Below are 20,668 nucleotides of genomic sequence, written 5' to 3'. Positions count from 1 at the left end.
GCCAGCAATTCGGTGCTCCGCGATCGCAGGTGCGCAAAAGACGCGAACCGGACCGGGGTGGGGGTGGGTGCGGGGGCGGATGGGCCGGCGTGTAGAGTCTGTCCCGCAACGCGGTCCCGTCGTCTAGCGGCCTAGGACGCCGCCCTCTCAAGGCGGTAGCGCGGGTTCAAATCCCGTCGGGACTACTAGTGAGGCCGGGGTGGCCTGAGAGCCGCCCCGGCCTCGATCTTTTTCCGGGTGGTTCACAGCCGGTTCTGCAGCGCTTCGGCGGCGGCCAACAGGTCGGCCGCCCAGCGGGCCCCCGGCCGGCGGCCCATTCGGTCGATCGGTCCGGACACCGAGATGGCCGCGATGACGTTGCCGTTGGAGTCCCGGACGGGGGCCGAGACGCTGGCCACACCGGATTCGCGTTCGGCGACGCTCTGCGCCCATCCGCGGCGGCGCACCTCCATCAGAGTGCGCTCGCCGAAGACGGCCTCCGCCAGCACGGCGCGCTGGGTCGCGGGATCTGCCCAGGCGGCAAGCACTTTTGCGGCTGATCCGGCGTTCATGGGCAGCGCGGAGCCGACCGGCACGGTGTCGCGCAGACCGCTCGGCGGCTCGGCGGTGGCGATGCACAGGCGCTGCATTCCGTCCCGGCGGTAGAGCTGCACGCTCTCCCCGGTGATGTCGCGGAGTTTGGGAAGTATGGCCGACGCCGCGTCCAGCAGGGGATCCACCGCGCCGCCGGCCAGTTCGGCCAGCGCCGGCCCCGGGCGCCAGCGCCCGTCCGGGCCGCGCCGCAGCAGACGGTGCACTTCCAGGCCGACGGCGAGCCGGTGCGCGGTCGCTCTCGGCAAGCCGGTGCGGTTGCACAGTTCGGCAAGCCCGCACGGATCGTCGGCGACGGCGTGCAGGACGGCCACCGCCTTGTCCAAAACTCCGATACCGCTATGCTGTCCCACGTAGCGATACTAACGTCCCGTAATCTGGGAAGTCCACTTCGTGGGAGTGGACCGGTCCCAGATCACAACAGTCGCAACGGGAGCAGCGATGGGAAAAACGCTTGCTGAGAAGGTCTGGGACGCGCACATCGTGCGCCGCGGCGAGGGCGACGAGCCCGACCTGCTCTACATCGACCTGCACCTGGTGCACGAGGTCACCAGCCCGCAGGCCTTCGAAGGACTGCGCCTGGCCGGCCGCAAGGTGCGCCGTCCGGACCTGACTCTGGCCACCGAGGACCACAACGTGCCGACGGTCGGTCTGGAGCTGCCGATCGCCGACCCGGTCTCCCGCACCCAGGTGGAAACCCTGCGCAAGAACTGCGCGGACTTCGGCATCCGGCTGCATCCCATGGGCGACACCGAGCAGGGCATCGTGCACGTGGTCGGCCCGCAGCTGGGATTGACGCAGCCGGGCACGACGGTCGTCTGCGGTGACAGCCACACCTCGACGCACGGCGCGTTCGGCGCGCTGGCCTTCGGCATCGGCACTTCCGAGGTCGAGCACGTGCTGGCCACCCAGACCCTCCCGTTGAAGCCGTTCAAGACGATGGCCATCAACGTCGAGGGAACGCTGCGGCCGGGGGTCACCAGCAAGGACATCATCCTGGCCATCATCGCCAAGATCGGCACCGGTGGCGGGCAGGGCTACGTGCTGGAGTACCGCGGTGAAGCGATCCGCCAGCTGTCCATGGAAGCCCGCATGACGATCTGCAACATGTCGATCGAGGCGGGTGCCCGGGCCGGCATGATCGCCCCGGACGAAACCACCTTCGCCTACCTGAAGGGCCGGCCGCACGCCCCGCAGGGCGCCGAGTGGGACGCCGCGGTCGAGTACTGGAAGACCCTGCGCACCGATGACGACGCCGTCTTCGACCGCGAAGTCACCATCAACGCCGACGAGCTGACCCCCTACGTCACCTGGGGAACCAACCCCGGCCAGGGCCTGCCGCTCAGCGAGCGGGTTCCGGACCCGGAGCAGATGGCCGACGAGGCCGAGCGGCTGGCGGCGGAGAAGGCGTTGGCGTACATGGACCTCAAGCCGGGGACCCCGCTGCGGGACATCGCTGTGGACACCGTCTTCCTCGGCTCCTGCACCAACGGCCGGATCGAAGACCTGCGGGCCGCTGCGGAGGTCTTGAAGGGGCGCAAGGTGGCCTCCGGGGTGCGGATGCTGGTGGTCCCCGGGTCGATGCGGGTCCGCAAGCAGGCCGAGGAGGAAGGCCTCCACGAGATTTTCACCGCGGCGGGCGCTGAATGGCGTTCGGCGGGCTGTTCGATGTGCTTGGGCATGAACCCGGACCAGCTGACCCCGGGGGAGCGCAGCGCTTCCACCTCGAACCGCAACTTCGAGGGACGCCAGGGCAAGGGTGGCCGCACGCACCTGGTTTCCCCGCTGGTGGCCGCGGCCACCGCGGTCCGCGGCACGCTGTCTTCGCCGGAAGACCTCGACTGAGCCGGCGAATGGCTCAACCAGTGATCCAGTCCACAGCCACGACGCACAACACCCATCGGGAGCAGTGACATGGAACCGTTCAAAAAACACACCGGGGTCGGCGTCCCGCTCCGGAGGTCCAACGTAGACACCGACCAGATCATCCCGGCGGTCTACCTCAAACGGGTCGCCCGGACCGGTTTCGAGGACGCCCTGTTCTCCGCCTGGCGCGCGGACCCGGACTTCATCCTGAACCAGGAGCCTTTCCGGAACGGGAGCGTGCTGGTCGCCGGGCCCGACTTCGGCACCGGCTCGTCCCGGGAGCACGCCGTCTGGGCGCTGAAGGACTACGGTTTCCGCGTCGTGATCTCCTCCCGGTTCGCTGACATCTTCCGGGGGAACGCGGGCAAGCAGGGGCTGCTGGCCGCCCAGTGCGAGCAGTCCGATGTGGAACTGCTCTGGAAGGTGCTGGAGAACCACCCCGGCACCCAGGTGACGGTCGACCTGGAAGAGCGAACCGTGCAGGCCGAGGACCTCACCGTGCCGTTCAGCATCGACGACTACACCCGCTGGCGGCTGATGGAAGGCCTCGACGACATCGGTCTGACGCTGCGACACGTAGAGATGATCGACACTTTTGAGAAGCAGCGGCCGAGCTTCAAGCCGACCACCCTGCCGCCGCGCACGGCATAGCTGGTTTCCCCGGTGGATCAAGTTTTTCCTTGCGAGCAAAGGAAAAACTTTCCACCGGGGATAACCGGTCAGTCCCTCCCCCGCTTAACGGCACCTGTTGGGCCGCTTTCCGATTGCCGGCGCTTCAATGAAAAAATGAGGCGTGGCGAATGGCATTTGCCTGTCTGTGGCTTTACCGTTGACACACGAGTCGGCCCAATGGGGCCGTTGTTGTGTCCTGGGAGGGACTGAAAGTGAACAAGGCCCAACTGATCGAGGCTCTGGCAGAACGTCTCGGAGACAAGAAGACCGCTAGCCAGGCAGTGGAAAATGTTGTGGACATCATCGTCCGCAACGTCAACAAGGGCGAGAAGGTCAACATCACTGGTTTCGGGGTTTTCGAAAAGCGCGCTCGCGCGGCCCGCACCGCCCGCAATCCCCGTACCGGTGAAACCGTCAAGGTTAAGAAGACCAACGTGCCCGCATTCCGCGCCGGTACTCAGTTCAAGGAAGTCGTCGCCGGCAAGCGGAAACTGCCCCGGGTGTCCAGCCTGAAGGCTGCCACCACCCGTGGTGCCACCACCCGCACCGTGGCCGGCACCAAGGCGAAGTCCACCACCACCCGGTCGACCAAGGCCAGCACCGCCAAGGCCGGCACCACCAAGGCGGGCACCAAGGCCAGCACCGCGAAGGCGAGCACCGCCAAGGCGAGCACCGCGAAGGCCAGCACCGCGAAGCGCTCCACCCGCTCGACCGCGGCGAAGTCCACGGCGGCGAAGTCCACCGCGGCGAAGTCGACCACGGCTCGGAGCACCACCAAGCGCGCTACCGCGGCCAAGAGCACTCCGAAGACCGCGGCCAAAACCAAGTCCACGGCCAAGGCTTCGGCCAGCAAGTCGACCCGGCCGTCCACCCGGAAGACGACGAGCCGCAAGTCCACGAAGAAGTGAGCGTTCGCTTCCGAGCGATTCCCAGTGGACTGTGTGAGCGGGCAGCGTTATAGCCCTATCGGGGCGTTAGGCTGCCCGCTCATTGCATTTCCGGCGTGGTTGCCCGCACAATTCCGACCACGCCGAAACGACGCCAGAACGGCCTCTACCGAGCGGTAAGCCCCGCGCCGGGGGGATTTGCCTCCCCGGCGGAGGAAAAGGCGTGTGCGGCGGGCTCAGCGGCCCGCAGAGCGCTCCGTCCGGTGGTTCAGTCCGCGGTCGCCGGCAGCGGGCTCGGCAAGTAGTCGGCCGCCGCCAATTCCAGTGCCGGTGCACCGTCGTTCCGCGACCCGCTCCGACGGAATGTCAGCGTCCACACGCTGGCTTTTTTGCTGGCTATCTCCCCGAGCACCAAACCGCTGCTGTCGGCCAATCGGGCAATCAAATCCGGAATGACGCCGCCCTGGCTGCACACCACCGCCGGACCATTCCCGGCCGCAATGGCCAGCATCCGGTCCACAGCAGCTCGTGGATTGCGGCGGTAGTCCTCTTCCGCGAACACCGGCTCCCGGTTTATCTCAATTCCGAGGTTCTCGGCCACGGGGGCCACGGTTTGCGTGCACCGAACTCGAGGCGCGGAATACATCCGCTTCGGGTTGTACAGCGGCAGCAGCGCGGCCAGCGCGTCCCGCTGCCGGAGACCGGCTTCGCTCAGCGGTCGGGCGTCGTCATCACCGGACCACTCGGAGCGGTTGCCGGCTTTCGCGTGCCGCACCAGCAGAACCGTGGCGGAGTCGACCGGCAGTTGCTCGAACGCGTCCAGGACCACCGAGTCCTGCCGGTAGCTGAGCAGTTCCCGGGCCTGCGGAACCGGAAGCCACCGCAGTTCATCCACTTCGCTGTTCGGCACGAACGCCCCGCTCGTCGCCCGGGCGGCGAAGTAGTCCACGGTCTTGCCGACCGGCTTCCCGGACTTGCCCGGAACTTGGTAGCTGATCCGGGTCAAGAACCGGTTGAGCACACCGCGGAACCCGGTTTCCTCCTGGGTCTCCCGCACGGCGGCGTGCGGCGGCAGTTCCCCGGGGTCGAGCTTCCCCTTCGGCAGCGACCAGTCGTCGTAGTGCGGTCGGTGCACCACGGCGATTTCCACCCCGTTGTTCCCGCACCGCCACAGCACGACCCCCGCGGCCCGGATCAACGTGGGCTGGGCGGCCGGATCCGCCAGTGGGCTCTCCTCCTGCGGTACTGGCTGGTTGTCCGTTGACGCCATCACGACACCTGAGCTCCGTGCAGCCGAATCATGTTCACCTGGTGGTCGCGCACTTGTTCTTCTCCGCGCGGGAAGGCTTCCCAATCGCCCTTGGCGTTCATCACCCAGCACCGGGTGGACGGGTGCAGGGCCGAATCCAGGACCGCCTTGAGCTTGGCGGTCAGCTTCGGGTCGGTCACCCGGACCTGCGTCTCGATGCGGCGGTCCAGGTTGCGGTGCATCATGTCGGCGCTGCCGATCCAGTACTCGTCGATGCCGATGAAGTGGAATATCCGGGAGTGCTCCAGGAATCGGCCGAGGATCGACCGGACTTCGATGTTCTCGCTGAGCCCCTCCACCCCGGCTCGCAGGGAGCAGATGCCGCGCACCACGATCTGCACCGGCACACCGGCCTGGGAAGCGCGGTACAGCGAGTCGATGATCTGCTCGTCGACCAGCGAGTTCACCTTCATCCGGATGCCGCAGGAGAGCCCTTGGCGGGCGCGGGCGGTCTCGGCTTCGATCCGCTCCACGATCCCGTTGCGGATGCCCTGCGGGGACACCAGGATCCGCCGGTACTGGCTGTGCCGGGCGTAGCCGGTCAGCACGTTGAACAGGTCGGTGAGGTCGGCGCCGATCTCCGGGGAGGCGGTCAGCAGCCCGAGGTCCTCGTACTGGCGGGCGGTTTTCGGGTTGTAGTTGCCGGTGCCGAGGTGGCAGTAGCGGCGGATGGTCGAGCCTTCCTGCCGCACCACCAAGGCGATCTTGCAGTGGGTTTTGAGGCCCACCAGGCCGTAAACCACGTGCACGCCGGCCCGCTCCAGCGTTCGCGCCCACTGGATGTTGGCTTGCTCGTCGAACCGGGCCTTCAACTCGACCAGCGCGACGACCTGCTTGCCGGCTTCGGCGGCGTCGATCAGGGCGTTGACGATCGGCGAATCGCCCGAGGTGCGGTACAGCGTCTGCTTGATCGCCAGCACGTTCGGGTCCGCGGCGGCCTGTTCGATGAACCGCTGCACCGAAGTGGAGAACGAGTGGTACGGGTGGTGCAGCAGCACGTCGCCTTCCCGCAGAGTGGCGAAGATGCTCTTCGGACCTTCGGTGAAGGCCGGGTGGGTCGCGGGCACGAAAGCCCGGCTCTTCAGGTCCGGTCGCTGTAACTGGGCCAGCTGGAACAGGCAGGACAGGTCCAGCAGGCCCTTGACCTCCACCACGTCGTGCCGGTCCACTTCCAGTTCGCGCAGCAGGAGTTCGAGCATGTGCTCGCTCATGGTGTCGGTGACTTCCAGCCGCACCGGCGGACCGAACCGGCGGCGCGCCAGCTCCCGCTCCATGGCCTGCAGCAGGTCCTCGTCGCGGTCTTCCTCGACTTCCAGGTCCGCGTTGCGGGTCACCCGGAACACGTGGTGCTCGGTCACCTGCATGCCGGGGAAGAGCCGGTCCAGGTGCGCGGCGATGAGCTCCTCCAGCGGCAGGAAGGTGGCCTGCTCGCTTTCCCGTTCGTCCTCCAGGCGGATCAGCCGGGGCACGTTCGCCGGGACCTTGACCCGGGCGAAGCGCCGGATACCGGCTTCCGGATCGGCCACGGTGACCGCGAGGTTCAGCGAAAGCCCGGAGATGTAGGGGAACGGGTGCGCCGGGTCCACCGCCAACGGGGTGAGCACCGGGAAGATCTGGTCCTGGAAGTAGTCGGTGAGCTTGCGCTGGTCGGCGGCGTCGAGGTCCGCCCAGGAGACGATGCGGATGCCCTGCTCTTCCAGTTCGGGAACCAGCTCGTCCAGGAAGATCCGGCTCAGCTTCTCCATCAAGTCCTGGTTGCGGGCGGAAATCCGCACCAGCTGCTCGTGCGGGGTGAGACCGTCCGCACTGCGGACCGACAGCCCGGTTTCCTCCCGGCGTTTGAGCCCGGCCACCCGCACCATGTAGAACTCGTCCAGGTTCGACGAGAAGATCGCCAGGAACTTCGCCCGTTCCAGCAGCGGCTGCGACCGGTCCTCGGCCACCGCCAGCACCCGGGCGTTGAAATCCAGCCAGGACAGTTCGCGGTTCAGGTAGCGGTCCTCGGGCAGGTCGTTGCTGGCCGCTGCCCGGGTGACGGCGGGGGGAGCCGAGGGGACCCGGGCGCCGGAGAGCTGCACCGACCCCGTGGCCGCCCGGTTGCTGGGCCGCGGGGCCGGTTTCGGCGAGCGGCGCGCGGACGGGCGTCTTCTCCGGTGGCCGGTGGACGGATCGCTGCTGTCGGTGCTCACCCCACCATTGTCACCCATTTCACGGCCGTTCCGACCGGTGAATGTTGTGCTGGTCATCTTCCGGCCAGCACCGCGGCGGTGCGCGGGCCCACGCCCAGGGCGCGGGCCGCGGCCAAGTCCTCGGCGGTGTCCACGTCGCAGCGCAGGGATTCCCACGGACCGCGCAGCTCCTTGGCGCCCGAACCGGTGTGCGCGAGGGCCGAACCCGGCCCGAAACGGGGGTCCAGCGGCTGCCCGGTGGCCGCCAGCAGCAGCGTGGTGCCGGTGCCGTGCCGGTCGGGGCAGAACGCCCGCTCGTCCCCGGCAGCCTGCAGCGCCCGCTCCAGCTCGGCGGTGCGCAACGCGGGCAGATCGGCCTGCAAGGCCCCGATCCGGCCCGGGGGACGACCGGTTTCCCGCAATTGTTCGGCAGCGCACCGCAGCGCGGCGTTCAACCCGCGCCCCGGGAGGTCCGCCAGCACGTCGATCCCGGTCGAACCGAGCGCGGCCGCCAAGTCCGGATCGGAGGTCACCGCGATGACTTCGCGGACCCCGCGGGCCCGGCGGGCGGCGGTCACCGTGTCCAGCACCACTGCCGTGACCAGCTCGGCGTGCGCCTGGGCCGCGCCCCTGGTGACGCTGCGCAGCCTCGACTTCGCCGCGTGCAGCGGTTTGACCGGGACCAGTAGGTATGAACCTGCGGGCACCCCGCCATCTTGCCCGCTCCTCCGCCGCGGTGGGTCGGGCGGGCCTGGGAAGGCGGAACTCCGGAACCGGGCGAGCGGTTAATACTTCCCGGACGGCCAGCAGGTAATTTGGCTGCCGCCCCCCGAGCGAAAAGGAGTTGTCGTGACGGAACCCAGGAGTCTTCGACGACAGCGGAAGCAGACCTGTGAGACGGTGCACGGCTCCGGGAAGCTGTGGCTCGGTTTGGCCAGGACCACGTTCTACCCGATCACCGGTGCGCTGGGGCGCACCCGGGTTTCGGGGATGAGCAACATCCCGGCGACCGGACCGGCGCTGCTGGTGATGAACCACGTGTCGCACCTGGACCCGGTCTACGACGCGGTCACCGTGCACCGGGCGGGGCGCATCCCGCGCTTCTTGGCGAAGAACACCCTGTGGGACGTTCCGGTGTTGCGCAACATCATGCTCGGCACCGGCCAGATCCCGGTCTTCCGGGGCACCTCGGACGCCCAGAAGAGCTTGCGGGAAGCCCACCGCGGCCTGGCCGACGGCAAGGTGATCCTGATCTACCCGGAGGGGACCATCACCAAGGACCCCGCGGGTTGGCCGATGACGCCGAAGGTCGGGGTGGCCCGGCTGGCGCTGAGCAACGACGTGCCGGTGGTCCCGGCGGCTCGGTGGGGCACCCGGGACATCTACGACCACTACCAGAAGAAGTTCCAGCCGTTCCCGCGCAAGGAAGTCACCATCAAGTTCGGTGAACCGGTGGACCTGTCCAGCTACCGCGGCAAGGGCAAGGAGGAGGACAAGGGGACGTTGCAGGAGGTGACCCGGCTCCTGATGCTCCGGGTGCGAGAACTGCTCGCGGAGATCCGGGGCGAACAACCTCCCGCGGAGTTCTTCGACCCGCGGAACGCGAAGCGGAGCGGCAATGGCGCGGCCTGAGCGCATCGCGGTGCTGGGCGCCGGTTCCTGGGGGACCGCCTTCGCCAAGGTGCTCGCCGACGCGGGGTGCGAAACCGTGTTGTGGGCGCGGCGCAAGGAAGTCGCGGTGGCGGTGAACGAAACCCGGTGCAACCCCGACTACCTGCCGGGGGTGGACCTGCCCGCCGGGTTGCGCGCCACCGACGACGCGGCCGAGGCGCTGCGCGGGGCGGAAGCCGTGGTGCTCGCCGTGCCCAGCCAAACGCTGCGGGAGAACCTCGCCGAGTGGCGGCCGCTGCTGCCCGCGGGGGCTACTTTGGTCAGCTTGGCCAAGGGGGTGGAGCTGAGCACGCTCAAGCGGATGAGCGAAGTGGTCAGCGAAGTGGCCGACGTCCCGCTGGCGCAGGTGGCGGTGGTCTCTGGCCCCAACCTGGCGAAGGAGGTGGCCGCGGAGCACCCGGGCGCGACCGTCGTCGCGTGCTTGGACCACGAGCGGGCGACCGCGCTGCAGCAGAGCTGCTCCACCCCGTACTTCCGGCCCTACACCAACACCGATCTGGTCGGTGTCGAACTGGCCGGCGCGTGCAAGAACGTGATCGCCCTGGCTTGCGGGATCGCCGTCGGCCTCGGCTACGGCCACAACACGATGTCCTCTTTGATCACTCGCGGGTTGGCCGAAACGACCCGGTTGGGCGTGGCGCTGGGGGCGGAACCGAAGACCTTCGCCGGATTGGCCGGCATGGGGGACATGGTGGCCACCTGCATGTCGCCGTTGTCCCGCAACCGGACCTTCGGCGAGCGGCTCGGCCGCGGGGAAACCCTGCAGCAGGCGCAGCAGGCCACGCACGGGCAAGTGGCCGAAGGCGTCAAGTCGTGCTCGTCGATCCGACAGCTCGCCGACCGGTACGGGGTGGAGATGCCGATCACCGAGGTGGTGTACCGGGTTTGCCACCGCGGGCTCGGTCCGGCACCAGCGGCCGCAGAACTGCTCGGCCGAGAGCACAAGCCGGAATGAGCCGGCGGGAAGGAGAGACCTTGTTCGGTGACGGCACCCGGTGCGTGCACGGCGGACAGTCCACACCTGCTCCGGGAGCTCCGCTGCACCCCGGACCGGTCTTCGCGGCGCCGTACCACCTCGGTGGCGCCGATTCGCAGGGCGCCGACCACTACGGCCGGGCCGGAAATCCGACGTGGCGCGCGCTGGAAGCCGCGATCGGCGATCTCGACGGCGGGCGCTGCGTGCTGCTGCCGTCCGGAATGGCCGCGGTGAGCACCTTGCTGCACACCGTGCTGCGCAACGGCGACGGCCTGGTGCTGCCCAGCGACGGCTACTACGCGACCCGGGAGTTCGTCCGGGAGGAGTTGGGCGGCCTGGGCTTGCGCGTCCGGGAAGTCCCGACCGCGGGCCCGTGGGAGGACGACGTCTTCGACGGGGTCCGGCTGGTGCTGTTGGAGACCCCGTCGAACCCGGGGCTGGACGTCTGCGACATCGCCGCCCTGGCGGAGCGGGCGCACGCGGCGGGCGCTTTGCTGGCGGTGGACAACACGACGGCGACACCGCTGGGGCAGCGTCCGCTCGAGTTGGGCGCGGACATCGTGATCGCCAGCGACACCAAAGCCCTGTCCGGCCACAGCGATCTGTTGATGGGGCACATCTCGGTGCGGGACCCCGAACTCGCCGACCGGTTGGTGCGAGCCCGCACCCTGTTCGGTTCGATACCGGGGCCGTTCGAGACCTGGCTGGTGCACCGCAGCCTCGGAACGCTCGACTTGCGCCTGGCCCGGCAGGAGGCCAACGCCGCGGCGCTGGTGGAAGCCCTGAGGGACCACCCGCGGGTGTCCGGGCTGCGCTGGCCGGGGGATCCGCGGGACCCGGCGCACCAGGTGGCGAAGCGGCAAATGCGGCGCTGGAACGGGGTTTTCCGGTTCGAATTGGCCGATGCCCGGGCGGTGGAGGAGTTCGTCCAGCGCAGTGAACTGGTCGTGGCGGCCACCAGCTTCGGCGGTTTGCACAGCACCGTGGACCGGCGGGCGCAGTGGGGAGATCCGGTTCCGGACGGCTTCGTCAGGTTTTCCGCCGGCTGCGAGGATTCCGCTGACCTGGTGGCGGACGTGCTGCGAGCCCTCGGCTGAACGGGCGTCCGCCCACCCGGGCCCCACGGCGGTGTGAGATGGCCGCGCTCCGCTTGACGCGACCGGCGCGCGGCTGCTTTTCTACCCGGCGTGTTGTTGCGCGCAGTAGTCAGCGAAGCGGGGCATGGTCGGGTCCGTCCTGCTGCTCGCGCGCTGTGTTGTTGTCCTTCGTGCTGTTCGTGCTGACCGAATTCCCCTTCCCCGCAGCCCGGTTGAGCACCGCGGCTCGTCTCCGCATCCCACGAAGGACTTCCCATGTTCGCCGTACCACCGAACACGGTGGCCTTGCCAGCTGATTTGGCCATCGCGCATCCTGCCCGCATCGCCTTGGAGTTCGCCGCCCGGCGCGACCGGTGGGCGCACCTGCTCCGGTACGACCCGGACCAGCGTTGGGCGGGCCTGTTGGAGCGCACCGACGGCTACGAGGTGTGGCTGTTGAGCTGGTTGCCCGGTCAGCGAACGGAGCTGCACGAGCACGGCCCGGCGACCGGAGCGTTCACATTGATCACCGGTGCGCTCACCGAGCGGGTGGTGCGCGGGGTCGAGGTCATCCACCAACTGGTGGCCGGTCAGACGCGGGTTTTCGCCCCCGGGTACGTGCACCAGGTGCGCAACGCCGGCACGGACCCGGCGGTGAGCATCCACGTGTACCGGCCGAGCCGCCACCACCGGCCCGTTCCCGGTCCGCTGCCCGCGCTGGAAGCGGATGACACCTGCTCTTGCCGAGCTCGTCGGGAGCGGTGATCGCGGAGCGGCCGTTTCGTTGCCCTCCCAGCGACCCGTTTCCCGTCCACAGTGATCCCGGACGGAGGACGCGGAAGTCGTGCTGGGTGGTTCGGGTGGGCGACGAGCGCGGGGTGGGATTCCCGGTCTCCTGAGCGGTTCCGGGGGAGGTCCGCGCCGGGAACGCGCGCCCCGGTGGACGACCGCGGCGGTGCGCCGCTCGGTTTTCGCCGCCACCGCGGGGATTTCCCGGTCGCCGTGGAGGAACCGGTGGTGTTCCCGGGAGGGTCCGGAGCGGCTGCCGCGTTCGCTGCGGCCAGCACGGGGCTGCGCGGGAGGGCGTGATCGGAAGTCGCCCACCGGACGGGGGAATCCGGCGAGTGGCATCATCGAGGGGCGGATTGAGGAGCTCTGCGAAATGCCACCTGCTGTGCCGGCGATGCGTTCCCCGCTGCTGGAGCTGGCCGTCGAACTGCGCCGCGAAGATCCCCGGCCGCTGGCCGTGCAGCTCGCCGACGCACTGCGGCACGCAGCGGTGGTCGGGCAACTGCGCGGTGGCGACCGGCTGCCCTCCACCCGGTCGCTGGCCAAGCACCTGGGGGTGAGCCGCACCGTCACCGCTGCCGCGTACGAACAGCTGCACGCCGAGGGGTGGATCGCCGGTCGTCGCGGCTCGGGCACCTACGTCACCACCGCACCGCCCGGCAGTCGCCCGGTCCCGCGGCACGTCGCGGTGGACGCCCAGCGCTCGCCGGCCGAACCGCTGGTGACGCTGACCCCCGGCGAGCCGTGGGTGGCTGGGATCGACCGCGCGGCGTGGCGCCGGGCGTGGCGGGCGGCCGCCGACCGCGGACCGGATTCCCGGCCGGTGCGCGCGGGGTTGCCGGAGTACCGCGACGTGGTCGTGGAGCACCTGCTGCGGCACCGCGGGCTGGTGGTGCACGGCTTGACCCCGGAGAGCGTGCTCGCCACGGGTGGGACCACGGCGGCCGTGGCCGAGCTGGCCGCGGCCGTGTTCCCGCCAGGAGCTGCGGTGGCGGTCGAAGAGCCCGGGTACCAGCGGGCCGTCGAGACCTTTCGGCAGGCCGGGGTGCGGGTGGTGCCGGCCCCGGTGGACCACGCCGGGCTCGTGGTGGAGGCGGTGCCGCGCGGGGTCCGCGCGGTCTACTGCTCCCCGGCGCACCAGTACCCGCTCGGTGGCCGGTTGCCCGCCGGGCGGCGCAGCGCTCTGGTCGACCGCGCCCGCGAGGAGAACTGGCTGATCATCGAGGACGATTACGACGGCGAGCTGCGCTACGATGTCGCTCCGCTGCCGGTGCTGGCGGCGCTGGCCCCGGACGTGGTGGTGCACCTGGGCACCACCAGCAAGATCCTCAGCCCGACGCTGGGCGCCGGGTGGATGCTGGCTCCCGGCCACGTGGTCGACGCGGTGCTCCGCCACCGCGAACGCACCGGGACGGGGCCGGCCATGGCCGGTCAGCGGGTGCTGGTGGAGTTCGTCCGGCACGGCGACCTGGGGCGGCACCTGCGCCGCCTGCGGAGGGAGCTGTCCCAGCGGCGGCAGCTGGTGGTCCAGCAGCTGGCCGCGGCGGGCATCAGCGCATTCGGTGACCGGGCGGGGGCTCACGTGGTGGTGCCCCTGGCGGACGCAGAGACTGAACAGCGGGTGGTTTCCCGGGCACGGGCCGAGGGGCTGGTGCTGGACGGGTTGCAGCGCCACCATTGCGGGCCGCAGCAGTGGTTCGGCATAGCTCTTGGTTACGCTTCGTGCGACCGCGATGACCTGGAGCGGGCCCTGCCGGTGCTGGCCCGGCTGTGCACGGACACGTAATCAGCAGAACGGGGAGGGCCAGGTATGGTCCCGCGCATGACACAGCGCAAGATCCGGGTAGCGGTCATCTTCGGTGGGCGCAGCACCGAGCACGGCATTTCCTGCGTGTCCGCCGGTAGCGTCCTGGAGAACTTGGACCGCGAGCGTTTCGAGGTCGTCCCGGTCGGCATCACCAGCGAGGGCGCGTGGGTGCTCGGCACCGATGACCCGGAGCAGCTGCGCATCCGGGACCGCAAGGAGCCGGAAGTGGCTCCCGGCACGCCGGTCGTCCTCCCCGCCGACACCACCCGGCACGAGCTGCTGTCGTTGCAGTCCGACCGCGCTGGGGAAGTGCTGTCGGAGGTCGACGTGGTCTTCCCGGTGCTGCACGGCCCGTTCGGCGAGGACGGCACGATCCAGGGGCTGCTGGAGATGGCCGGGGTGCCCTACGTCGGGGCGGGCGTGCTGGCCAGCGCTGTGTCGATGGACAAGGAGTTCACCAAGAAGCTGCTGCAGGCCGAGGGGCTCGAGGTGGGCCGCTACGAGATCCTGCGCCGCGATGAGGAGACGCTCGACGAGCGCCAGCGGGAGCGGCTGGGGCTGCCGGTGTTCGTCAAACCCGCGCGCGGCGGATCGTCGCTGGGCATCTCCAAGGTCACCGATTGGTCGCAGTTGGACGCCGCCATCGCCGAAGCCCGGCGCACCGATCCGAAGGTCATCGTCGAGGCCGCGGTGGTGGGCCGGGAAGTGGAGTGCGCCGTGCTGGAGTTCCCGGACGGCAGGGTGGAGTCCTCCTACCCCTCGGAACTGCGGGTCACCGGCAAGACCGACTGGTACGACTACGAGTCGAAGTACCTCGACGACGTCACCGAGTTCGACGTGCCGGCCAAGCTCGACGACGAGGTGACCGAGCGGTTGCGGCAGCAGGCGGTGCGCGCCTTCCGAGCGGTGGACTGCCAGGGGCTGGCTCGCGTGGACTTCTTCCTGCCCGAGGACGGCCGGCCGGTGGTCAACGAGCTCAACACCATGCCCGGCTTCACCTCGATCTCGCTGTACCCGCGGATGTGGGCGCACGCCGGTCTGGCCTACCCGGACCTGCTGACCACCCTGATCGAAACCGCGCTGGCCCGGGGCACCGGGCTGCGCTGAGGGAGCGGGTCACGGGAAGACGGGCTGCTTCGGCAGCGTCTTGGCCAACAGCTCCGAGATGTCCTGGATGGGTCCGGTTCCGGTGCCCGCCGGCAGGGTCAGGGCGACGCGGACCGGTCGGTCCACGGCCAGCCAGGTGCTGTTGCTGCCTTCGGCGAGCTCGAACCAGCTCACTCCGGACACGTCCACCAGCTTCGAGGTGGGGGTCAGCTCGGCGGGGTCGTCCAGGCCGCAGCGCAGCACCACCGGGTCGTGATCGCGGTCGCCCCAGGCGACGGTGGCCGGTGGTGCCGGTTCGGCGAGCTGCCGACGCGGGACCCGGTCTCCGTCGAGCTCGAGCTCGGCGGGCAGCGCGTCGAGCACCGCCCGGCACTCCGGGGTGTCGGCTTCGGCCGCTGGCACAGGGGCGAGTGGCAGTGGGCCGCTGCGCCGCGCTTGTTCGGCAGCTTGCTGTTGCTGCTCCTGCTGGTGCTGGGTGTAGCGGGAGTAGCCGCCCAGGGCGGCGACCGCTACCGCCAGCAGCGCGGTGAGGGTGACCGCCACGATCAGCACCGGCTTGGGCACTCCGGAAGGAGACTGGTCGTCCACGCCTCCCACTACAGCACGCGGCTCGCTGATCTCCGCGACCCCCCGGCTGCTACAGGTGCACCACCGGGCAGGTGAGGGTGCGGGTGATCCCCTCCACGTTCTGGATGTGCGTGGCCACCAGCTGCCCCAGCTGGTCCACGTTCTCCGCCTCGGCGCGCACGATCACGTCGTAGGGGCCGGTCACGTCCTCGGCGCTGATGATGCCGGGGGTGCCGGAGATCTGCGCCGCCACCGCGGCGGCCTTGCCGACTTCGGTTTGGATCAGGATGTACGCCTGCACCACGGTGTGCCCTTTCGTCTCGCCCATGTGCTCGGATAGGAAACTGGCAGAAAGTTACCCCATTGAATCGAGCGGATGCTCAAGGAAGGAAGGTCCCAGTTGGCTGCGCAAACGCCGCGGGACGAAGAGACCGTTTCCCAGGTGGGAGAGTTCGGTCTTATCGACCGGGTGACCTCCGGCCGCGAGCAGTCGCCGGGCACGCTGATCGGGCCGGGAGATGACGCGGCGGTTGTCGCCGCCCCTGACGGGCGGGTGGTGGCCACCACCGATGTGCTGGTGGAGCAGGTCCACTTCCGGTTCGACTGGTCTTCTCCGCACCAGGTGGGGCGCAAGGCGGTGGCGGTGAACCTCTCCGACGTCGCCGCGATGGGCGCGGTGCCCACCGGGGTGCTGGTCGGTCTCAGCTGTCCGCCGGACCTGTCGTCGAGCGTGGTCGACGAGCTGGCCGAGGGCATGTGGGAGGAAGCCGGTCGCGCCGGGATCAGCCTGGTCGGCGGGGACATGGTCTCGTCCCCGGTGCTGACCATTTCGGTCACCGCGCTCGGCGATCTGCAGGGGCGGGATCCGGTGACCCGGTCCGGGGCTCGGCCGGGGGACGTGGTGGCGGTGGCCGGCCGGATCGGCTGGTCGGCCGCTGGGTTGGCGGTCCTGGGACGCGGGTTCCGGTCCCCGCTCTCGGTGGTCGGGGCCCATCGCGTGCCGGAGCCGCCGTACGCGGCGGGGCCGCGGGCCGCGGCGGGCGGAGCGACTTCGATGATCGACACCTCCGACGGTCTGCTGGCCGAGCTGGGGCACATCGCGGACGCTTCGGCGGTCTCCATCGACGTCCGGACCGAGATGCTCGAGGTGCCGCAACGGCTCAGCGAGGTGGCGTCGGCGCTGGGTGCTGACGCCAGGCACTGGGTTCTCACCGGAGGGGAGGACCAGGCGTTGGCGGCCACTTTTCCCGCCGGCCGGCCGTTACCGGAGGGGTGGCGGCAGATCGGTGTGGTCGGCGAGGGATCCGGGGTCACCGTGGACGGAGCGGTCTACGAAGGCCCGGGCGGCTGGCAGCACTGGCGGTGAAGCCGGCCGCTCCGCGCTGGTGAGCGGGTGGAGCGGCCGGCTTCGCTCCGCCGGTCAGTTCGCCGCGGCGGGCTTGGTCGACGGGGTCTGCGCTTCCTGCAGCAGCGGCCGCCGGGCGGTCTCGGTCATCAGCATGATCGGGACCAGGGCCACCAGCGCCGCCCCCATCAGGTAGTACGCGGGGAAGAAGGTGTTCCCGGTCGAGGTGACCACCGAGTCGTTGATCAGCGGCGCGGTGCCGCCGAACAGGGCGGTGGAGATGTTGTACCCGACGCAGAAGGCCGCGTAGCGGACCTTGGTCGGGAACATGGCGGGCAGGGTCGCCGCGAGCGGACCGATCAGCTGCACGTGTCCGATCGCCAGCAGGCCGAGGCCGGCCACGATGCTCAGCATGGTGCCCTGGCTGATGAGGGTGAACGCCGGGATGGGCAGCACCAGGAAGCAGATCGCGGCGGACAGGAACACCGGCTTGCGACCGACCCGGTCGGACAGCGCCCCCACCGGGGTGATCAGCACCAGCATGAACGCCACGGCGAGCAGGAGCGGAACCAGGACCTGGTATTCCTGGCCCTGCTCGATGTCGAGCGCGTCGCCGAGGTAGGTCTCCATGTAGGTGAGGATCGTGTAATTGGCGATGTTGATGAGGAGCACGATCCCCATCAAAATCAGCAGCTGCCGCCACCAGTCGCGCACCAAATCCTTGAGCGGGGAGCGGGCGATCTGCTGCTTTTGCTCCAACTGCTTGAACGCCGGCGTGTCTTCGAGTTTGGAGCGCAGATAAAGCCCGACACCACCGAGCGGACCGGCGATCAAGAACGGGATGCGCCAGCCCCAGGTCTCCATCTGGGTGGGTTCCAGATTCAAGATCAGAATGGTGGGGATGAGGGCGCCGAGGCCGAATCCGACCAGCGTTCCGAATTCCAGCCAGCTGCCGTAAAAACCGCGCCGTTTGTCCGGGGCGTACTCGGCGATGTAGGTGGCCGCACCACCGTATTCACCGCCGGTGGAAAAGCCCTGCAACATCCGGCAGGCCAGCAGCAGCATCGGCGCCAGGAGACCGATGGTGTGGTAGGTGGGCAACAGGCCGATGACGAAGGTCGAGCCCGACATCAGCAGGATCGTCAGGGCCAGCACGCGCTGCCGGCCGATGCGGTCGCCGAGGGGGCCGAAAAAGAAACTGCCGAGCGGCCTGAGCAGGAACGAAATTGCGAATACCCCGAAAGCGGAGAGGGTTTCCCACGGTCCGGGGAAGAACTGGTGGCCCACGTAAGCCGCTACGTAAGCGTAGACACCGAAGTCGTACCACTCGGTGCAGTTTCCGATAGCCGCAGCACCCACTGCACGGCGAAGCAGCGACCGTTGCTCTTTGTCCGGGTTTTCGGCCTTTGCCTGCGAACTCATGGGAATGCGGCCCACCTCCGGTCTTCAGTTCCTCGGACGCGGTTGACAGCGAATACCGGGAACCTAGCTGAGCAGCAAGAGCTGGGCCACCAATTCCCCGAGATGGAGCCTTTTCGTTAGCTTTTTCTTTATGTGAAACCTCACGGAACCGGTGCCGCGGGGGCGCGGGGGACGCGGGGTGGGTTTGACATCAATATTCGCTGCCTGACAGGCGGAAATGGCGCCCGGACGCGCACCAATTCGTGTGGTGTGATAGCGGACACACGTAGTTGGGGCAACACGTTGTGTGATTTCAGTCACTTGACGTTGCGCTGAATCGTGTTCAGGAGGGGCTCCAGTCGGTTGATCTCGGCGTGCCGCTATCGTTCTCAGTCATGGCCCCACGTCCCCTGCATGAACTGGTGGAAGCGGGCTGGGCGGAAGCTCTGGCCCCGGTCGAGGACCGGATCCGGGCCATGGGTGAATTCCTGCGCGCGGAGGTCGCCGCAGGCCGCACCTACCTGCCCGCGCCGCAGCACGTGCTACGCGCGTTCCAGCAGCCGTTCCACGACGTTCGTGTGCTGATCGTCGGGCAAGACCCCTACCCGACTCCGGGGCATCCGGTCGGCCTCAGCTTCTCGGTGGCTCCGGGGGTGAAGCCGCCGCGCAGTCTGGTCAACATCTTCCGCGAGTACTCCGACGACTTGGGGCACCCCACGCCGTCCAGCGGAGACCTGACCCCCTGGACGCGGCAAGGGGTGCTGCTGCTCAACCGGGCGCTGACCGTCGAGCCCGGCAAGCCGGGGTCGCACCGCGGCAAGGGGTGGGAAGAGGTCACCGCCCAGGCGATCCGGGCGCTGGCCGCCCGGGAGGAGCCCATGGTGGCGATCCTGTGGGGCCGGCACGCCAGGGAGCTGCGCCCGCTCATGCCCGGTGTGGAGTGCATCGAGTCCGCGCACCCCAGTCCGATGTCCGCCGACCGCGGCTTCTTCGGCTCCCGGCCGTTCAGCCGGGCCAACGAGATCCTGGAGAAGCACGGCGTGCCACCGGTGGATTGGAAGCTGCCGTAAGCAGCTGCGACGCCCTCCGGCCGGGCCGCTGCCGGTGGCTTCTGCGGTTTTGCGCGCACGCTGAAAACCCCGGGTGGACCACCCGGGGTTTTCGTGAAGCTACACGCGGCTCAGCTCAGCCGCGCACCACCTTGCCGGCCCTGATGCAGGAGGTGCACACGTTCATGCGCTTGCGCTGCGAAAGACCGATCTTGGCGTGCACGGTCTGGATGTTCGGGTTCCACCGGCGCCTGGTCTTCCGGTGGGAGTGTGAGACCGAGTTGCCGAAGCCTGGTCCCTTGCCACAGACGTCGCAGACGGCAGCCACGTCAGACACCCCTAACTTTGCGTTGACGGTTACAGCGATGAAGCCACGCAAGCGAGTCTCACTTGCGTGAGTCCGGTCACCCAGGGGTGACTGCGCTTGCTGTTCACCGCCGTTGCGGCGGCGTCGCCCGGAGTTGTTCCGGTTGCCCTGGGCCATCGCCACCTAAGACCGGATCAGTGTAGCCCACCCGGCGGTATCCGCCGATGCAGGGGGCAGGGCGCGGCCCGCGGGGCCCGGCGGCTGCGCGGCTAGGGTCGGTTGCCGGAACGTCAACAGCTGCGGTGGAGGTCTGATTGCTGCGGACGCTGAATGCGGCGGCTGCGCGCCGCTGGGCAGATCTGGCGCTGGCCCTGCTGACCGCGGAGCGTGACGCGATCGATCGGATCAACGTGTTCCCGGTGGCCGACGGGGACACCGGGACCAATCTGCTGCAGACCGCGCGTTCGGCGGTGGCGGCTCTGGACGAGTCGGACTGCCACACCCTCGGCGGGGTGCTGCGCGAGCTGGCCCGCGGAGCGCTCGCCGGGGCCAGCGGCAACTCCGGGATGTTGCTGTCGCAGTTCTTGCGCGGCTTGGCCGACCAGGTGCCGGAGGAAGCGGCCGACGCGGACGGGGCACTCTTCCGCGACGCGCTGCGCGGGGCCGAGGAGCGCGCCCGCCGGGCGGTGGCCGAACCCGCTCCCGGCACCTTCCTCTCGGTGTTGGGCGAAGCCGTGGCGGCGGCTCCGGAGAGCCAGCGGCTGGACGTGGTGGTCCGTGCGGTGACCCGCGCCGCGGTCAAAGCGCTGGCGGCCACGCGCGAGCAGTTGCCGGCGCTGTCGGCGGCGGGTGTCGTGGACGCCGGCGGCCGGGGCCTGGTGGTGGTGCTGGACGCGCTGCACGCGGTGGTGTGCGACGGGGAGCGGGTGGCGCCGGACGCTCCCGCAGCTGGTGGCGGCGACCCCGGTGAGCACGGGTCGCCCTCGACCTCGGCATCATCCGGCTGAGCATCGGGGAGCTCGAGAAGCAGATCGAACAGCCGGGCGGTGCCGCGCACGTCGGTGCCGTCGATCTGCTTCT

At 69.4% G+C, this 20,668-nt stretch carries 20 protein-coding genes and 1 tRNA gene; 13 read left to right on the top strand and 8 right to left on the bottom strand.

The window, feature by feature from the left end:
* Nucleotides 1–112 precede the first annotated feature (112 nt).
* Nucleotides 113–185, top strand: a tRNA-Glu gene (locus SREC43747_RS0108835).
* Nucleotides 186–242: 57 nt separating this feature from the next.
* On the opposite strand, the gene SREC43747_RS0108830 is transcribed toward SREC43747_RS0108835, so the two are convergent.
* Nucleotides 243–944 (bottom strand): IclR family transcriptional regulator, encoded by a 702-nt coding sequence (locus SREC43747_RS0108830; RefSeq protein WP_051387894.1) that lies wholly within the window; start codon nt 942–944, stop codon nt 243–245.
* A gap of 88 nt (nt 945–1,032) precedes the next feature.
* Between SREC43747_RS0108830 and leuC the strand changes: the two genes are divergently transcribed.
* The 3 genes from leuC (at nt 1,033) to SREC43747_RS20555 (ending at nt 4,037) form a co-directional block, all read left to right on the top strand.
* Nucleotides 1,033–2,436 carry a 3-isopropylmalate dehydratase large subunit gene (gene leuC, locus SREC43747_RS0108825; protein WP_029720826.1) on the top strand — a complete coding sequence of 468 codons (1,404 nt, stop codon included), beginning with the start codon at nt 1,033–1,035 and terminating at the stop codon, nt 2,434–2,436.
* Nucleotides 2,437–2,505: 69 nt separating this feature from the next.
* Nucleotides 2,506–3,108, top strand: coding sequence for a 3-isopropylmalate dehydratase small subunit (gene leuD, locus SREC43747_RS0108820; RefSeq protein ID WP_029720825.1), 603 nt, complete (start codon nt 2,506–2,508; stop codon nt 3,106–3,108).
* A 233-nt stretch (nt 3,109–3,341) separates the two neighbouring features.
* Complete coding sequence (locus SREC43747_RS20555; RefSeq protein WP_081722499.1) at nt 3,342–4,037, top strand: HU family DNA-binding protein; 696 nt, start codon at nt 3,342–3,344, stop codon at nt 4,035–4,037.
* A gap of 247 nt (nt 4,038–4,284) precedes the next feature.
* On the opposite strand, the gene SREC43747_RS0108810 is transcribed toward SREC43747_RS20555, so the two are convergent.
* Genes SREC43747_RS0108810 through cofC form a run of 3 tightly spaced genes read right to left on the bottom strand, consistent with a single transcriptional unit; the run spans nt 4,285 to nt 8,200 of the window.
* Nucleotides 4,285–5,286, bottom strand: a complete 1,002-nt coding sequence (locus SREC43747_RS0108810) for an NUDIX hydrolase (protein WP_081722492.1) — start codon at nt 5,284–5,286, stop codon at nt 4,285–4,287.
* A complete protein-coding gene (locus SREC43747_RS0108805; protein WP_029720822.1) occupies nt 5,286–7,532 on the bottom strand; it encodes an RNA degradosome polyphosphate kinase in 2,247 nt (748 codons plus the stop codon). The genes SREC43747_RS0108810 and SREC43747_RS0108805 overlap by 1 nt, the downstream gene beginning before the upstream one ends.
* A gap of 35 nt (nt 7,533–7,567) precedes the next feature.
* Nucleotides 7,568–8,200: a 2-phospho-L-lactate guanylyltransferase gene (gene cofC, locus SREC43747_RS0108800; protein WP_029720821.1), complete on the bottom strand. Its 633-nt coding sequence runs from the start codon at nt 8,198–8,200 to the stop codon at nt 7,568–7,570.
* A 142-nt stretch (nt 8,201–8,342) separates the two neighbouring features.
* On the opposite strand from cofC, the gene SREC43747_RS0108795 reads away from it, so the two are divergent.
* The 6 genes from SREC43747_RS0108795 to SREC43747_RS0108765 all read left to right on the top strand — a co-directional run bounded on the left by SREC43747_RS0108795 (nt 8,343) and on the right by SREC43747_RS0108765 (nt 14,919).
* Entirely contained in the window at nt 8,343–9,125 is a 783-nt protein-coding gene (locus SREC43747_RS0108795) for a lysophospholipid acyltransferase family protein (RefSeq protein ID WP_029720820.1), read from the top strand.
* Complete coding sequence (locus SREC43747_RS0108790) at nt 9,112–10,119, top strand: NAD(P)H-dependent glycerol-3-phosphate dehydrogenase (protein WP_029720819.1); 1,008 nt, start codon at nt 9,112–9,114, stop codon at nt 10,117–10,119. The genes SREC43747_RS0108795 and SREC43747_RS0108790 overlap by 14 nt, the downstream gene beginning before the upstream one ends.
* Nucleotides 10,116–11,237, top strand: coding sequence for a cystathionine gamma-lyase (locus SREC43747_RS0108785; protein ID WP_029720818.1), 1,122 nt, complete (start codon nt 10,116–10,118; stop codon nt 11,235–11,237). Before SREC43747_RS0108790 ends, SREC43747_RS0108785 begins: the two co-directional genes overlap by 4 nt.
* Before the next feature lie 255 nt (nt 11,238–11,492).
* Nucleotides 11,493–11,981 carry a cysteine dioxygenase gene (locus tag SREC43747_RS0108780; RefSeq protein WP_051387893.1) on the top strand — a complete coding sequence of 163 codons (489 nt, stop codon included), beginning with the start codon at nt 11,493–11,495 and terminating at the stop codon, nt 11,979–11,981.
* A gap of 397 nt (nt 11,982–12,378) precedes the next feature.
* Nucleotides 12,379–13,791: a MocR-like pyridoxine biosynthesis transcription factor PdxR gene (gene pdxR, locus SREC43747_RS0108770; protein ID WP_029720816.1), complete on the top strand. Its 1,413-nt coding sequence runs from the start codon at nt 12,379–12,381 to the stop codon at nt 13,789–13,791.
* A gap of 36 nt (nt 13,792–13,827) precedes the next feature.
* The gene (locus SREC43747_RS0108765) at nt 13,828–14,919 is read left to right on the top strand and encodes a D-alanine--D-alanine ligase family protein (RefSeq protein ID WP_029720815.1); all 1,092 of its coding nucleotides are present in this window, start codon (nt 13,828–13,830) and stop codon (nt 14,917–14,919) included.
* 9 nt (nt 14,920–14,928) lie between these two features.
* Here the strand turns inward: SREC43747_RS0108765 and SREC43747_RS0108760 are convergent, their stop codons facing one another.
* Both SREC43747_RS0108760 and SREC43747_RS0108755 read right to left on the bottom strand, forming a co-directional pair.
* Complete coding sequence (locus SREC43747_RS0108760; protein WP_236623097.1) at nt 14,929–15,507, bottom strand: DUF3515 domain-containing protein; 579 nt, start codon at nt 15,505–15,507, stop codon at nt 14,929–14,931.
* A 49-nt stretch (nt 15,508–15,556) separates the two neighbouring features.
* Nucleotides 15,557–15,790, bottom strand: a complete 234-nt coding sequence (locus tag SREC43747_RS0108755; protein ID WP_029720813.1) for an Lrp/AsnC family transcriptional regulator — start codon at nt 15,788–15,790, stop codon at nt 15,557–15,559.
* A gap of 96 nt (nt 15,791–15,886) precedes the next feature.
* Between SREC43747_RS0108755 and SREC43747_RS0108750 the strand changes: the two genes are divergently transcribed.
* Nucleotides 15,887–16,852 carry a thiamine-phosphate kinase gene (locus tag SREC43747_RS0108750; RefSeq protein WP_029720812.1) on the top strand — a complete coding sequence of 322 codons (966 nt, stop codon included), beginning with the start codon at nt 15,887–15,889 and terminating at the stop codon, nt 16,850–16,852.
* 54 nt (nt 16,853–16,906) lie between these two features.
* Here SREC43747_RS0108750 and SREC43747_RS0108745 read toward each other — a convergent pair whose 3' ends face one another.
* Entirely contained in the window at nt 16,907–18,253 is a 1,347-nt protein-coding gene (locus SREC43747_RS0108745) for an MFS transporter (protein ID WP_029720811.1), read from the bottom strand.
* 374 nt (nt 18,254–18,627) lie between these two features.
* Between SREC43747_RS0108745 and SREC43747_RS0108740 the strand changes: the two genes are divergently transcribed.
* Nucleotides 18,628–19,302 (top strand): uracil-DNA glycosylase, encoded by a 675-nt coding sequence (locus SREC43747_RS0108740; RefSeq protein ID WP_029720809.1) that lies wholly within the window; start codon nt 18,628–18,630, stop codon nt 19,300–19,302.
* 115 nt (nt 19,303–19,417) lie between these two features.
* Here SREC43747_RS0108740 and rpmB read toward each other — a convergent pair whose 3' ends face one another.
* Complete coding sequence (rpmB, locus tag SREC43747_RS0108735) at nt 19,418–19,609, bottom strand: 50S ribosomal protein L28 (RefSeq protein ID WP_029720808.1); 192 nt, start codon at nt 19,607–19,609, stop codon at nt 19,418–19,420.
* A 293-nt stretch (nt 19,610–19,902) separates the two neighbouring features.
* On the opposite strand from rpmB, the gene SREC43747_RS0108730 reads away from it, so the two are divergent.
* Entirely contained in the window at nt 19,903–20,595 is a 693-nt protein-coding gene (locus SREC43747_RS0108730) for a DAK2 domain-containing protein (RefSeq protein ID WP_051387891.1), read from the top strand.
* Nucleotides 20,596–20,668 lie beyond the last annotated feature (73 nt).

The sequence above is a fragment of the Saccharopolyspora rectivirgula DSM 43747 genome, from assembly GCF_000497205.1.
GTDB lineage: Bacteria > Actinomycetota > Actinomycetes > Mycobacteriales > Pseudonocardiaceae > Saccharopolyspora > Saccharopolyspora rectivirgula.
This window is presented reverse-complemented; position numbering and strand designations above follow the sequence as displayed.

Bases quoted from the DNA above. Each gene is read 5' to 3' on its own strand.
- leuC (WP_029720826.1), top strand. From the start codon at position 1,033: ATGGGAAAAACGCTTGCTGAGAAGGTCTGGGACGCGCACATCGTGCGC.
- leuD (WP_029720825.1), top strand. From the start codon at position 2,506: ATGGAACCGTTCAAAAAACACACCGGGGTCGGCGTCCCGCTCCGGAGG.
- SREC43747_RS0108810 (WP_081722492.1), bottom strand. From the start codon at position 5,286: ATGGCGTCAACGGACAACCAGCCAGTACCGCAGGAGGAGAGCCCACTG.
- SREC43747_RS0108805 (WP_029720822.1), bottom strand. From the start codon at position 7,532: ATGGGTGACAATGGTGGGGTGAGCACCGACAGCAGCGATCCGTCCACC.
- SREC43747_RS0108790 (WP_029720819.1), top strand. From the start codon at position 9,112: ATGGCGCGGCCTGAGCGCATCGCGGTGCTGGGCGCCGGTTCCTGGGGG.
- SREC43747_RS0108785 (WP_029720818.1), top strand. From the start codon at position 10,116: ATGAGCCGGCGGGAAGGAGAGACCTTGTTCGGTGACGGCACCCGGTGC.
- SREC43747_RS0108780 (WP_051387893.1), top strand. From the start codon at position 11,493: ATGTTCGCCGTACCACCGAACACGGTGGCCTTGCCAGCTGATTTGGCC.
- pdxR (WP_029720816.1), top strand. From the start codon at position 12,379: ATGCCACCTGCTGTGCCGGCGATGCGTTCCCCGCTGCTGGAGCTGGCC.
- SREC43747_RS0108765 (WP_029720815.1), top strand. From the start codon at position 13,828: ATGACACAGCGCAAGATCCGGGTAGCGGTCATCTTCGGTGGGCGCAGC.
- SREC43747_RS0108745 (WP_029720811.1), bottom strand. From the start codon at position 18,253: ATGAGTTCGCAGGCAAAGGCCGAAAACCCGGACAAAGAGCAACGGTCG.
- SREC43747_RS0108740 (WP_029720809.1), top strand. From the start codon at position 18,628: ATGGCCCCACGTCCCCTGCATGAACTGGTGGAAGCGGGCTGGGCGGAA.